The sequence below is a fragment of the Lysobacter enzymogenes genome (assembly GCF_017355525.1).
Classification (GTDB): Bacteria; Pseudomonadota; Gammaproteobacteria; order Xanthomonadales; family Xanthomonadaceae; genus Lysobacter; species Lysobacter enzymogenes_C.
In genome coordinates this window covers 2,720,572-2,734,410 of sequence record NZ_CP067395.1, presented here as the reverse complement: position 1 = coordinate 2,734,410, position 13,839 = coordinate 2,720,572, and the positions used below count along the sequence as shown (strand labels likewise).

Here is a 13,839-nt window from a genome sequence, read left to right as displayed (position 1 = left end):
CGCTCGATGCGGTTGACCGAGCTGTTGCCCGACATCGCCGGCATCCCCGGCGATCTGCGCATCGGCGGCCTGGTGATGGACAGCCGCGCGGTGCGCGCGGGCGACGCCTTCGTCGCCATCGCCGGCTTCGGCGCGCACGGGCTCAAGTTCGTCGAGCAGGCGCGCGCGTCCGGCGCGGCCGCGATCCTGTTCGAACCGCCGGCGCCCGACGATCTGCCGGCGCCGGCCGACGCCATCGCCGTGCCGGGGCTGCGTTCGCGCCTGGGCGAAATGGGCGATGCGTTCCATGGCCGTCCCAGCGCGGCGATGAACGTGGTCGGCGTCACCGGCACCAACGGCAAGACCTCGACCGTGCAGTTGATCGCGCAGGCCTGGCATCTGCTCGGCGTTTCCTGCGGCACCATCGGCACCCTCGGCGCCGGCTTGTACGGGCAGGTGGTGCCGAACGGCTTCACCACCCCGCTGGTGCTGCCGCTGCACGAACTGCTGGCCGGCATGCGCGATGCCGGCGCGCAGGCGGTGGCGATGGAAGTGTCCTCGCACGCGCTCGACCAGGGCCGCGTGGCCGGCGTGCATTTCGACGTCGGCGTGTTCACCAATCTCACCCGCGACCATCTGGACTACCACGGCGACATGGCCAGCTACGGCGCGGCCAAGGCGCGGCTGTTCGGCTGGGACGGGTTGAAGGCGGCGGCGATCAATCTCGACGACGAGTTCGGCCGCGAGCTGCTCGCGCAGCTGCCCAAGCGCGTGCGCGCGATCGGCCTGAGCTCGCGCGGCCAGGCCGGCGCGACCGTGCGCGCGGACAAGCTGAGCTTCGACAGCCGCGGCATCGGTTTCGATCTGGTCGTCGCCGGCAAGGCGCATCCGGTCGCCTCGCGCCTGCTCGGCCGCTTCAACGTCGACAACCTGCTGGCGGTGGCCGGCGCGTTGTATGCGCTGGATCAGGAGCCCGCGCAGATCGCACGGATCCTGTCGCAGCTCGAACCGATCCACGGCCGCATGAACCGCCTCGGCGGCGACGGCCGCCTGCCGCTGGTGGTGATCGATTACGCGCATACGCCCGACGCGCTGGAACAGGCGCTGGCCTCGCTGCGCGCGCACGCGCAGGCGCGGCTGATCTGCGTGTTCGGCTGCGGCGGCGAACGCGACCGCGGCAAGCGTCCGCAGATGGCGGCGATCGCCGAACACGGCGCGGACCTGGCCATCGTCACCGACGACAACCCGCGCGGCGAAGACGGCGACGTCATCGTCGCCGACATCCTCGAAGGCTTCCGCGACCCGCAGCGCGCGGTCGTGCTGCGCGACCGCCGCGCGGCGATCGAGCGCGCCATCGCCGAAGCCGGCCCCGACGACATCGTGCTGGTGGCCGGCAAGGGCCACGAGCCTTACCAGGAAATCCACGGCGTGCGGCATCCCTTCGACGACACCTTGGTCGCGCGCGCCGCGCTGGAGGCTCGCGCATGAAGCGCTTGAGCCTCTGCGAGATCGCGCGCCTCACCGGCGGCCGCGTGCACGGCGCCGACGTGGAGATCGATGCCGTGTGCACCGACACCCGCGCGCTGCCGGGCGAGGGCGCGGCGCTGTTCGTCGCGCTCAAGGGCGAGCGCTTCGACGGCCACGACCACGTCGCCGGACTGGCCCACACCGCGGTCGCCGCGGCGCTGGTGGCGCGCGAAATCGACGCGCCGATCGCCCAGGTCGTGGTCGCCGACACCCAGCAGGCGCTGGCCGATCTGGCCGCCGGCGTGCAGGCGCAGCGCGCCGGCAACACCGTGGTCGCGATCACCGGCAGCAACGGCAAGACCAGCGTCAAGGCGCTGACCACGGCGATCCTCGAACGCGCCGGCACGACCTATGCGACTCCGGGCAACCGCAACAACGAGATCGGCCTGCCGCTGGCGGTGCTGGACGCGCCGGAAGACGCGCAGTTCTCGATCTACGAGATGGGCGCGGGCAAGCCGGGCGACATCGCTTATCTGGTGCGGGTGGCGCGGCCGCAGGTGTCGCTGGTCAACAACATCGCCCCGGCGCACCTGGAGCGCATGGGCAGCCTGCTCGGCATCGCCGACACCAAGGCGGCGATCTACGACGCGCTGCCGGCCGACGGCGTCGCGGCGATCAATGCCGACGATGCGTTCGCGCCCTATTTTGAACAGCGTGTCCTTGAGCAACGCGCGGCCGGGCGCCGGCTGATCCGCTTCGGCCTGGACGCCAGCGCCGAAGTCACCGCGCGCGACGTGCGCGTGGCGCCGGAAGGTTCGAGCTTCACCTTGGTCGCGCCGCAAGGCGAGGCGCAGATCGCGCTGGCCCTGGTCGGACGCCACAACGTCCGCAACGCCCTGGCCGCCGCGTCGCTGGCGCTGGGCGCGGGCGTGTCGCTGCAGCACATCGCCGACGGCCTCAACGCCGCGCAGCCGGCCGATGGCCGCCTGATCACCCACCGCCTGGCCAACGGCGCGGTGCTGATCGACGACAGCTACAACGCCAACCCGGGTTCGACCGCTGCGGCGATCGACACGCTGGCCGAGATGGGCGGCGAAAACTGGCTGGTGCTCGGCGCGATGCGCGAGATCGGCGACGAAGAAATCGCCATGCACGCCGAGATCGGCCGCCGCGCCAAGGCCGCCGGCCTGCGCCGGTTGTACGCGCTCGGCGAACTGCCGGCTGCGGCCGCCGCTGCGTTCGGCGACGGCGCGCGCACGTTCGCCAGCCACGCCGAGCTCGCCGCGGCGCTGGCCGCCGAGCTCGACGCGGGCGCGGCGGGCAAGGTGCGGGTGTTGGTGAAAGGTTCGCACAGCAGTGCGATGGACAAGATCGTGACGGCGTTGTTGTCGGCACACCGGCCGGGGGAGGGCACGACGCATGTTGCTTGAATTGACTCGTTGGCTTGAACAGCTGCAAAGCGTGTTCAATCTGTTCGGCTATCTGACCTTCCGCGGCATCCTCAGCGCGCTGACCGCGCTGGCGCTGTCGCTGTGGTGGGGCCCGGCGGTGATCCGCCGCCTCGGCCAGCTCAAGGGCGGCCAGCCGATCCGCAAGGACGGCCCGCAGTCGCACTTCTCCAAGGCCGGCACCCCGACCATGGGCGGCGCGCTGATCCTGTTCACGGTGATGGCCTCGGTGCTGTTGTGGGGCGACCTGCGCAACAAGTACGTGTGGATCGTGTTGCTGGTGATGCTGGCGTTCGGCGCGATCGGTTGGTACGACGACTGGATCAAGATCGTGCGCCGCGACCCCAACGGCCTGAAGTCGCGCTGGAAGTACCTGTTGCAGTCGATCTTCGGTTTGGCCGCGGGCCTGTACCTGTGGCTGTACGCCGACGTGCCGGCGGCGACGACCTTCTACGTGCCGCTGTTCAAGTCGGTGGCGCTGCCGCTGGCCGGGGTGAGCTTCGTCGCCTTGGCCTACCTGTGGATCGTCGGCTTCTCCAACGCGGTCAACCTCACCGACGGCCTCGACGGTCTGGCGATCATGCCGACCGTGCTGGTGGCCTGCGCGCTCGGCATCTTCGCCTACGCCTCGGGCCACGCCGAGTTCTCCAAGTACCTGCAGATCCCGGCGGTGCCGGGCGCCGGCGAGCTCATCATCATCTGCGCGGCCATCGCCGGCGCGGGGCTGGGCTTCCTGTGGTTCAACACCTACCCGGCGATGGTGTTCATGGGCGACATCGGCGCGCTCGCGCTCGGCGCGGTGCTCGGCACCATCGCCATCATCGTGCGCCAGGAGCTGGTGCTGGTGATCATGGGCGGCATCTTCGTCATCGAGACCCTGTCGGTGATGATCCAGGTCGCCTCGTTCAAGCTGACCGGCAAGCGCGTGTTCCGCATGGCGCCGATCCATCACCACTTCGAACTCAAGGGCTGGCCGGAGCCGCGCGTGATCGTGCGCTTCTGGATCATCTCGGTGGTGCTGGTGCTGATCGGCCTGGCCACGCTCAAGGTCCGCTGATGGAAAACACCGCGCGCCAGGCGACGAGACTCGATGCGATCCACGGTCGTTACGACCCGTGGCTGCTCGCCGCGTCCGCGGCGCTGGCGTGCGTGGGCGTCATCATGGTCGGCTCGGCCTCGCTCGGCGTGGCCAACACCCACGCGGTGGACCCGTTCTACTTCCTGACCCGCCATCTGATGTTCCTGGCGATCGGTCTGGCGCTGGGTATCTGGCTGATGCGCACCGAGCTCAAGACCATCGAGCAACACAACCAATGGCTGCTGCTGGTGTGCGTGGTGCTGCTGGTGGCGGTGTTCGTGCCCGGCGTGAGCCGCCAGGTCAACGGCGCGCGGCGCTGGATCAACCTGGGCGTGATCGGTTTCCAGGCGGTGGAAGCGGTGAAGCTGCTCTACATCATCTGGCTGGCCAGCTACCTCAAGCGCTTCAGCGAAGACATCTCGGCGACCTGGGGCGCGATGCTCAAGCCGATCGGCGTGGCCGTGGTGCTGGTCGGACTGCTGCTGATGCAGCCCGACTTCGGTTCGTCCTCGCTGCTGTTGGCGATCACCGCCGGCATGCTGGTGCTCGGCGGCGTCAACATGCCGCGGATGTTCGGCCCGGTGCTGATCGGCCTGCCGGTGCTGGCGGTGATCGCCATCGCCGAGCCGTACCGCGTGATCCGCCTGACCTCGTTCATGAACCCGTGGAGCGATCCGTTCGGCACCGGCTATCAGCTGACCAACGCGCTGATGGCGGTCGGCCGCGGCGAGTGGACCGGCGTCGGCCTCGGCGCCTCGGTGCAGAAGCTGTCGTACCTGCCCGAAGCGCATACCGACTTCATCATGGCGGTGATCGCCGAGGAATTCGGCTTCGTCGGCGTGTGCGGCGTGGTCGGCCTGTACGCGCTGCTGGCCGGCCGCGCGCTGTGGGTCGGCCTGAAGTGCGTGGAGATGCGCCGCCATTTCTCCGGCTATGTCGCCTTCGGCATCGCCCTGTGGATGAGCTTGCAGAGCTTCGTCTCGATCGGCGTGAACCTCGGCCTGCTGCCGACCAAGGGCCTGACCTTGCCGATGATTTCCTACGGCGGCTCCAGCGTGCTGATGAGCTGTGCCGCGCTCGGCGTGCTGCTGCGCGTGTCCTACGAGCTCGACCGCGCCCAGCGCCAGGTCGCGCGCCTGCGCGGCGAAGCCGCGGGCGCCGCGCCGGCGGCGGCGAGCCCGGCCGCTGCGCCCGCGGGCGCGGCGCGCGGCACCAGCCGCCTGCGCGACCGGGTCGAGCCCGCGCTCGGGAGGACCGCATGAGCGAGCGCAACAGCGAGCGCCCCGTGCTGATCCTCGCCGGCGGTACCGGCGGGCATATCTTCCCGGGCCTGGCCGTGGCCAAGGCGCTGCGCGCGCGCGGCGTCGCGGTGTCGTGGCTGGGCGCCGACGGCGGCATGGAAACCCGCCTAGTGCCGCAGCACGGCATCGAGATCGACACGCTGGCGATCAGCGGCGTGCGCGGCAAGGGCGTCGCCACGCTGCTGCGCGCGCCGTTGCGCATCGCCGCGTCGGTGCGCGCCGCCGGCCGGGTGCTGCGCCAGCGCCAGCCGCGCGCGGTCATCAGCTTCGGCGGTTACGCCGCCGGCCCCGGCGGCCTGGCCGCGCGTCTGGCCGGGCTGCCGTTGATCGTGCACGAACAAAACCGCGCCCCGGGCATGACCAACCGCGTGCTCTCGCGGCTGGCGCGGCGCGTGCTGACCGGTTTCCCGGACACCTTCGGTCCGAACGACGAAGTCGTCGGCAACCCGGTGCGCGCCGAGATCGCCGCGATCGCCGCGCCGGCGCAGCGTTTCGCCGACCGCAGCGGTCCGCTCAAGCTGTTGGTGCTCGGCGGCAGCCAGGGCGCGCGCGCCTTGAACCGCGCGGTGCCCGAAGCGGTCGCCGGTCTGCGCGGGCGGGTGCCGTGCGAAGTGCGGCACCAGTGCGGCGAGAAGCTGCTGGCCGACGCGCAGGAGGCTTATGCGAAGGCCGGCGTCGCGGCTTCGCTGGAGCCTTTCATCGCGGACATGGCGGCCGCTTACGCCTGGGCCGACCTGGTGGTCTGCCGCGCCGGCGCGCTGACCCTGGCCGAACTGTGCGCGGCCGGCGTCGGCAGCGTGCTGGTGCCGTTCCCGCAGGCGGTCGACGACCACCAGACCAAGAACGCGCGCTATCTGGTCGACCGCGGCGCGGCGCAGTTGCTGCCGCAGGCCGGCGACGACCTCGGCGCGCGGCTGTCGGCGACCATCGAAATCCTGGCCGAACGCGGCGTGCTGCTGCAGATGGCCGAGGCCGCGCGCGCGATCGCCAGGCCCGATGCGGCCGAGCGCGTCGCCGATGCGGTGCTGGAGGCGGCGCGATGAGGAGGCTTGAAAGCGGAGTAAAGAGCGGGGTTGGGGGATGGGGAACCGTTGTTTCGTTCTTCTCCGCCGCTTCACCTGTACTGACTACTCTGCGCACCGTTCCAGATACACGCGACATCTGCAGTTCCCTAACCCCCGACATCCAGCCCCCAACCTCGGACCCCACGCCATGAGCACCGCCCTCCGCCGCCGCCTGCAACACACCGGCGACCTGGCCAAGGCGTTCCCGCGCGTGCACTTCGTCGGCATCGGCGGCACCGGCATGAGCGGCATCGCCGAAGTCATGTGCACGCTGGGCTATCAGGTGTCCGGTTCGGACATGGCCGACAACGCCGTCACCCGCCGGCTGGCGTCGATGGGCGCCAGCGTGCACCGCGGCCACGCCGCCGCGAACGTGCTCGGCGCCGACTGCGTGGTGGTGTCCAGCGCGATCAAGCGCGACAACCCCGAGCTGATGGAAGCGCGCGCGCAGCGCATTCCGGTGGTGCCGCGCGCCGAGATGCTGGCCGAGCTGATGCGCTTCCGCCGCGGCATCGCCGTGGCCGGCACCCACGGCAAGACCACCACCACCTCGCTGACCGCCAGCGTGCTGGCCGAAGGCGGCATCGACCCGACCTTCGTGATCGGCGGCAAGCTGCTCGCCGCCGGCGCCAACGCCGGCCTCGGCGGCGGCCAGTGGCTGGTCGCCGAAGCCGACGAGAGCGACGGCAGCTTCCTGCGTCTGAACCCGCAGATCGCCATCGTCACCAACATCGACGCCGACCACCTGGAGAACTACGGCGGCGACTTCGCCAAGGTCCAGGCCGCGTTCGAGGAATTCCTGCACCGGCTGCCGTTCTACGGGCTGGCGGTGCTGTGCATCGACGACGCCAACGTCGCCCGGCTGGCCGCGGAAACCCCGCGCCATGTGATGACGTATGGCTTCAGCGAAGAAGCCGACGTGCGCGCCGAGGACGTCAGCCAGCACGGCGGCGCGATGCATTTCACCCTATGTTTGCCCGATGCGACCCGCACCGCGGTGACCCTGGCGCTGCCGGGCCGCCACAACGTGCTCAATGCGCTGGCCGCGGCCTCGGTGGCGTGGCAGCTCGGCGTGCAGCCCGACGCGATCGCGCGCGCGCTGGAGAAGTTCGCCGGCATCGGCCGCCGCTTCAACCTGCTGGCGCAGATCAAGACCGACAAGGGCGCGACCGTGCAGTTGGTCGACGACTACGGCCATCACCCCAAGGAACTCGAAGCGGTGTTCGCCGCCGCGCGCGGCGGCTGGCCGGACAAGCGCCTGGTGGTCGCGTTCCAGCCGCACCGCTACAGCCGCACCCGCGACCTGTTCGACGACTTCGCCGCGGTGCTGTCGTCGGTGGACGCGCTGGTGCTGACCGAGGTCTATCCGGCCGGCGAAGCGCCGATCGCCGGCGCCGACGCCAAGTCGCTGGCGCGCGCGATCCGCGCGCGCGGCCGCATCGACCCGGTCGTGGTCCCCGGCGCGGCCGATCTGGCCGGCGTGCTGCCGGACGTATTGAACGACGGCGACCTGCTGTTGCTGATGGGCGCCGGCGACATCGGCGCCGCGGCCCAGCAGATCGCCAGCAACGGTTTCCAGGGAGAGTCGAAGTGAGTGCGAAGTTCGCTGCGTTGCGCGTCACCGACCCGGCCGTGTTCGGCCGCGTCGCCGTGCTCATGGGCGGCACCAGCGCCGAGCGCGAGGTGTCGCTGGATTCCGGCCGCGGCGTGCTCGAAGCGCTGCGCTCGCGCGGCGTCGACGCGTTCGCGGTCGACGGCATCCCGGCGCTGATCGAGCAGATCCGCGTAGGCGGCGTCGACCGCGTGTTCAACATCCTGCACGGCAACAAGGGCGGCGGCGAAGACGGCGTGCTGCAAGGCGTGCTGGAAGCGCTCGGCGTGCCGTACACCGGCTCGGACGTGCTCGGCTCGGCGCTGGCGATGGACAAGATCCGGACCAAGCAGGTGTGGATCGGTTCCGGCCTGCCGACCCCGCGCTTCAAGCGCATCGCCAAGGGCGACGACGTGCATGCGGCGGCGCGCGAGATCGGCCTGCCGGTCATCATCAAGCCGTCCTGCGAAGGCTCCAGCGTGGGCGTTTCGCGCGTGCTCGCCGATGCCGACATCGATCAGGCGGTGGCTCTGGCCGCGCGCTACCCCGGCGAGATGCTGATGGAGCAGATGATCGTCGGCGACGAGCTCACCGTCGCGGTGCTGATCGACGGCGACGGCTACACCGCGCTGCCGTCGATCCGGATCGTGCCGAAGGGTGAGTGGTACGACTACCACGCCAAGTACATCGCCGAGGACACCCAGTACCTGTGCCCGGGCCTGGACGGCGCCGCCGAAGACGAGATCCGCCGCCTGGCGATGGAGGCCTTCGTCGCCGCCGGCTGCAAGGGCTGGGGCCGGGTCGATTTCATGCGCGACCGCGACGGCAAGTTCTATCTGATCGAGGTCAATACCGCGCCGGGCATGACCAGCCATTCCCTGGTGCCCAAGGCCGCGCGCCAGATCGGCATCGAATACGACGAGCTGTGCTGGCGCGTGCTCGAAGCCACCGCGATCGCGGGAGGTGGCGCGGCGTGAACGCCCTGCTGCGACTCGTCGGATGGGTGCTGGCGCTGGCTCTGGTGGCGCTGCCGGTCGTGGCCGTGTTGAACGGCTGGATCGGCGCGAACCAGTGGCCGCTCAAGCGCCTGCGCGTCACCGGCGAGTTCGAGCGGGTCGATACGGCGGCGCTGCGCAAGACCTTGTTGCCGTACGCCCAGCGCGGCTTCTTCGCGGTCGACCTGCCCAAGGCGCAGGACGCGGTGTCGAAGCTGCCGTGGGTCGAGCGCGCCGAAGTGCGCAAGCGCTGGCCGGACGTGCTCGAAGTGACGGTGATCGAGCACAAGCCGTTCGCGCGCTGGGGCGAGGATCGTTTGCTGTCGGAGCAGGGCCGCCTGTTCCCGCTCGGCAAGGATCTGCAGGTCCCGGAAAAGCTGCCGCAGTTCGGCGGTCCCGACAGCCGGGTCGCCGACGTGGTGGCGCTGTACAACGAGTCGCGCGAGCTGTTCGCGCCGGTCGGGCTGGAAGTGCGCGACCTGCAGGTCGATCAGCGCGGCAGCTGGACGATGGGCCTGAGCAACGGCGCGCGCATCGTGATCGGCCGCACCGAGCAGCGTTCGCGCCTGAGCCGCTTCGTGCACATGCTGCCGCAGCTCACCGCGCAGAAGGCGCAGGTGCTCGAGCGCGCCGATCTTCGCTACACCAATGGTTTTTCGCTGACGTGGGCGCCGGCGCAACAGGCGCCGGCGGCCGCACCGAAGCAGCAAGGACAGTCATGAACCGCAAAGGCGACAAGTCGCTCATCGTTGGCCTCGACATCGGCACCTCCAAGGTGGTGGCGCTGGTCGGCGAGTATTCGCCCGGAAATCCGATCGAGGTGATCGGCATCGGTTCGCACGAATCGCGCGGGCTCAAGCGCGGCGTGGTGGTCGACATCGAATCCACCGTGCAGTCGATCCAGCGCGCGATCGAGGAAGCCGAGCTGATGGCCGGCTGCGAGATCCGCTCGGTCTACGCCTCGATCTCCGGCAACCACATCCAGTGCCGCAACTCGCAGGGCATCGCCCCGATCCGCGACGGCGAGGTCACCTACGGCGATCTCGACCGGGTGCTGGAAGCGGCCAAGGCGGTGGCGATCCCGGCCGACCAGAAGATCCTGCACGCGATCCCGCGCGACTACGTGCTCGACGATTCGCAGGAAGGCATCCGCAACCCGGTCGGCATGACCGGCGTGCGCCTGGAGGTGCATGCGCACCTGGTGGTGTGCGCGCAGTCGGCCGCGGCCAACATCAGCAAGTGCGTGCAGCGCTGCGGCTTGCAGGTCGACGACCTGATCCTCGGCGTGCTGGCCTCCAGCAACGCGGTGCTGACCAGCGACGAGCGCGAGCTCGGCGTGATCCTGGTCGACATCGGCGCCGGCACCACCGACATCTCGGTGTTCGTGCAGGGCGCCATCGCCCACAGCGCCAGCCTGCCGATCGCCGGCGACAAGGTCACCGAAGACATCGCCCACATGCTGCGCACGCCGACCCCGGAGGCCGAGCAGATCAAGGTCCGCTACGCCTGCGCGCTGGCGCAGATGGCGACCGCCGAGGAATCCATCCAGGTGCCCAGCGTCGGCGACCGCCCGCCGCGGCGCATGCCGCGCCACTCGCTGGCGCAGGCGGTGCAGGCGCGCTACGAGGAAATCTTCGAAATGATCCAGGCCGAACTGCGCCGCTCGGGCTTCGAGCATCACGTGCGCGCCGGCATGGTCCTGACCGGCGGCGCCGCGAAGATGGAAGGCGTGGTCGAGCTGGCCGAGGAAATGCTGCAGATGCCGGTGCGCGTGGGCATTCCCCAGCACGTCACCGGCCTGGGCGAAGTGGTCGGCAACCCGGTCCACGCCACCGGCGTCGGCCTGCTGCTGATGGGCAGCCAGATCGAGAACCCGCGCCGTCCGGTGATCTCGACCGGTCGCGCCGGCAGTTTCCTGAGCAAGTTGAAGAATTGGTATCGCGGCGAGTTTTGAAGGCCGGGATTCGAGAGTCGGGATTCGTTTTAGAGGCAGAGCAAAAGCTAGAGGCAACTCGGAACAGGGCAAACACGGAAGTCGTAACGAAGCGTTAGGTCGTTTAGTTGTTCAACATAAAAACCATAAACGCCGAGAAGGTGATGGAGGGTCGGATCGCATCTTGCGAATCCCGAATCCCCACTCCCAAATCCCGGCTCAAAGAGGACGAGGACATGGCACATTTCGAACTGGTTGAAAAAATGGCCCCGAACGCGGTCATCAAGGTCGTCGGCGTGGGCGGCGGCGGCGGCAACGCCGTGGCGCACATGGTCAGCGGCAACGTCGACGGCGTGGAATTCATCACCGCCAACACCGACGCGCAGGCGATCAAGAACTGCGGCGCCAAGCTGCAGCTGCAGCTCGGCAGCAACGTCACCAAGGGCCTGGGCGCGGGCGCCAATCCGGAGGTTGGTCGTCAAGCAGCGCTGGAAGACCGCGAGCGCATCATGGACGCGCTGACCGGCGCCGACATGGTGTTCATCACCGCCGGCATGGGCGGCGGCACCGGCACCGGCGCCGCGCCGGTGGTCGCGCAACTGGCCAAGGAGATGGGCATCCTGACCGTCGCCGTGGTCACCAAGCCGTTCCCGTTCGAGGGCCGCCGGCGCATGCAGGTCGCGCTCAAGGGCATCGAGGAACTGTCGCACCACTGCGATTCGCTGATCACGATTCCGAACGAAAAGCTGATCACCGTGCTGGGCCGCAACGCGACCATGATCCAGGCCTTCCGCGCCGCCAACGACGTGCTGCTCGGCGCCGTGCAGGGCATCGCCGACCTGATCGTGCGTCCGGGCCTGATCAACGTCGACTTCGCCGACGTGCGCACGGTCATGAGCGAGATGGGTCTGGCGATGATGGGCACCGGCGCCGCGCGCGGCGACGACCGCGCCCAGGCCGCGGCCGAGTCGGCGATCCAGAACCCGCTGCTCGACGACGTCAACCTGGCCGGCGCCAACGGCATCCTGGTCAACATCACCGCCGGTCCGGACTTCACCATGGCCGAGTTCGACGAAGTCGGCCGCACCATCGAGAACTTCGCTTCCGAAGACGCGACCGTGGTCATCGGCACCGTGCTCGACCCGGACATGCAGGACGAGGTCAAGGTCACCGTGGTCGCCACCGGCCTCAACCGCGTCGTCGCCAAGCAGTCGGTGCGCGGCAGCGGCTACGAGCGCGAACCGCAGCGCGCGCCGATCCAGCTGGTGCGCAACGCGACCACCGGCCAGCCCGAGTTCTCGGCGATGGACGACGTCGGCCACGCGCCGATGCCGAGCTTCGGCGGCAACCTGCGCGGCAGCGCCCGCCAGGAACCGACCGGCCCGGCGGTGGCGGACTTCGGCAGCGACAACAGCTACCTGGACATCCCGGCGTTCCTGCGCCGCCAGGCGGACTGACGGCCGCGCGGGCAGGGCGCGCGGCGCGACTTCGGAGCGGACGGGTGTCAACCGTCCGCGCCGCGGACCGTTGCCGGTGCCTGCCGCCCGCGAAGGCCAGCGCGATCCCCGGGCCGGACTCGTCCCCGGTCCCCAGGGCACCTTGCCCCGGCGCTCAGGCGTCGGGGCTTTTGGGCCGGTCGGCCCGTTCCAGGGCCGATCGGTCAGTTTGCGCAGCGCTGTTGACAACGGCGGGACAGTGTGTCCCTTGCGTTCAGGTTCAGGAACCCGCGTGCTACTCTTGCGCGGTTTAGTGACAACCCCCATTAGCTATTCCGCCCCGACGAGCCGCAGCGGCCACGCGGGCCGATCGCTGCAAGTCCTCACCCGTTCCGCGGAAAGCCCCTCACGCCCATGTCGCGCCAGCGCACCCTCAAGACCGTCATCCGCGCCACCGGCGTGGGTCTGCACAGCGGCGAAAAGGTCTTCCTGACCTTGCGCCCGGCGCCGGTCGATACCGGCATCGTGTTCCGCCGCACCGATCTCGATCCGGTGGTGGAGATGCCCGCGCGCGCCGACCTGGTCACCGAAACCACCCTGTGCACCGGCCTGACCTACGGTCTGGGCAAGGTCATGACGGTGGAGCACCTGCTCTCGGCGATGGCCGGGCTGGGCATCGACAACTGCTATGTCGAGCTGTCCGCGCCGGAAGTGCCGATCATGGACGGCTCGGCCGGTCCGTTCGTATTCCTGCTGCAGTCCGCCGGCATCGCCGAGCAGGACGCGCCCAAGCGCTTCATTCGCATCAAGCACCCGGTGGAAGTGCGCGACGGCGACAAGGTCGCCCGGTTCGAGCCGTTCGACGGGTTCCGCCTCGGCTTCACCGTGGTGTTCGACCACCCGGCGATCCCGGCCTCGCAGTCGCGCGCGCAGGTCGAGTTCTCGACCCAGAACTACATCCGCGAAGTCAGCCGCGCCCGCACCTTCGGCTTCATGCGCGACCTGGAATACATGCGCGAACGCAACCTCGGCCTCGGCGGCTCGATGGACAACGCGATCGTGCTCGACGAATTCCGCGTGCTCAACGACGACGGCCTGCGCTACGCCGACGAGTTCGTCCGCCACAAGATCCTCGACGCGGTCGGCGACCTGTACCTGGCCGGCCACGCCATCATCGGCGCCTACGAGGGCTACAAGTCCGGCCACGCGCTCAACAACAAGCTGGTGCGCGCGCTGCTGGCCGAGCGTTCGGCCTGGGAACTGGTCAGCTTCGACCAGACCGAAGCCGGCCCGGTCGCCTACGCCAGCGAGACCGCGTTCGCCTGAGGCGGACGCCCGCGGCAGGCTCCGCGCCTGCTGCACCGCGGGAAATTTGTGCCCGCCCAGCGCTTCCGATCCGCGTTCCAAGCTGAACGCGCGTCTCTACCGGCCCGTGATGCCGGCCCGGAAAAGTCAGGAACGTTAACCAGATCACACTCGTGAATGCCACGTGACGGGTTAACGAATTTCTAACGGAACTTTTCCGGAATGCTTCCGATCGTTTAACA

11 protein-coding genes are annotated in these 13,839 nt (G+C 69.6%); all 11 read left to right on the top strand.

Annotation, left to right across the window (positions count from 1 at the left end):
- Positions 1-6 precede the first annotated feature (6 nt).
- The 11 genes from JHW38_RS11340 (at position 7) to lpxC (ending at position 13,618) form a co-directional block, all read left to right on the top strand.
- A complete protein-coding gene (locus JHW38_RS11340; RefSeq protein WP_207526340.1) occupies positions 7-1,467 on the top strand; it encodes a UDP-N-acetylmuramoyl-L-alanyl-D-glutamate--2,6-diaminopimelate ligase in 1,461 nt (486 codons plus the stop codon).
- Positions 1,464-2,876, top strand: coding sequence for a UDP-N-acetylmuramoyl-tripeptide--D-alanyl-D-alanine ligase (locus JHW38_RS11335; protein ID WP_207526003.1), 1,413 nt, complete (start codon positions 1,464-1,466; stop codon positions 2,874-2,876). Before JHW38_RS11340 ends, JHW38_RS11335 begins: the two co-directional genes overlap by 4 nt.
- Positions 2,866-3,951, top strand: a complete 1,086-nt coding sequence (gene mraY / locus JHW38_RS11330) for a phospho-N-acetylmuramoyl-pentapeptide-transferase (protein WP_207526002.1) — start codon at positions 2,866-2,868, stop codon at positions 3,949-3,951. Before JHW38_RS11335 ends, mraY begins: the two co-directional genes overlap by 11 nt.
- The gene (gene ftsW / locus JHW38_RS11325) at positions 3,951-5,234 is read left to right on the top strand and encodes a putative lipid II flippase FtsW (protein ID WP_207526001.1); all 1,284 of its coding nucleotides are present in this window, start codon (positions 3,951-3,953) and stop codon (positions 5,232-5,234) included. The genes mraY and ftsW overlap by 1 nt, the downstream gene beginning before the upstream one ends.
- Positions 5,231-6,316 (top strand): undecaprenyldiphospho-muramoylpentapeptide beta-N-acetylglucosaminyltransferase, encoded by a 1,086-nt coding sequence (murG, locus tag JHW38_RS11320; protein ID WP_207526000.1) that lies wholly within the window; start codon positions 5,231-5,233, stop codon positions 6,314-6,316. The genes ftsW and murG overlap by 4 nt, the downstream gene beginning before the upstream one ends.
- A 169-nt stretch (positions 6,317-6,485) precedes the next feature.
- A complete protein-coding gene (murC, locus tag JHW38_RS11315) occupies positions 6,486-7,931 on the top strand; it encodes a UDP-N-acetylmuramate--L-alanine ligase (protein WP_207525999.1) in 1,446 nt (481 codons plus the stop codon).
- A complete protein-coding gene (locus tag JHW38_RS11310; protein WP_278249814.1) occupies positions 7,928-8,905 on the top strand; it encodes a D-alanine--D-alanine ligase in 978 nt (325 codons plus the stop codon). The genes murC and JHW38_RS11310 overlap by 4 nt, the downstream gene beginning before the upstream one ends.
- Positions 8,902-9,645 carry a cell division protein FtsQ/DivIB gene (locus tag JHW38_RS11305; protein ID WP_207525998.1) on the top strand — a complete coding sequence of 248 codons (744 nt, stop codon included), beginning with the start codon at positions 8,902-8,904 and terminating at the stop codon, positions 9,643-9,645. Before JHW38_RS11310 ends, JHW38_RS11305 begins: the two co-directional genes overlap by 4 nt.
- Positions 9,642-10,877, top strand: a complete 1,236-nt coding sequence (gene ftsA / locus JHW38_RS11300) for a cell division protein FtsA (protein WP_074862643.1) — start codon at positions 9,642-9,644, stop codon at positions 10,875-10,877. Before JHW38_RS11305 ends, ftsA begins: the two co-directional genes overlap by 4 nt.
- 215 nt (positions 10,878-11,092) lie before the next feature.
- Positions 11,093-12,313 (top strand): cell division protein FtsZ, encoded by a 1,221-nt coding sequence (gene ftsZ, locus JHW38_RS11295; RefSeq protein ID WP_207525997.1) that lies wholly within the window; start codon positions 11,093-11,095, stop codon positions 12,311-12,313.
- Positions 12,314-12,706: 393 nt separating this feature from the next.
- The gene (gene lpxC, locus JHW38_RS11290) at positions 12,707-13,618 is read left to right on the top strand and encodes a UDP-3-O-acyl-N-acetylglucosamine deacetylase (protein WP_207525996.1); all 912 of its coding nucleotides are present in this window, start codon (positions 12,707-12,709) and stop codon (positions 13,616-13,618) included.
- The last annotated feature ends 221 nt before the right edge of the window (positions 13,619-13,839 follow it).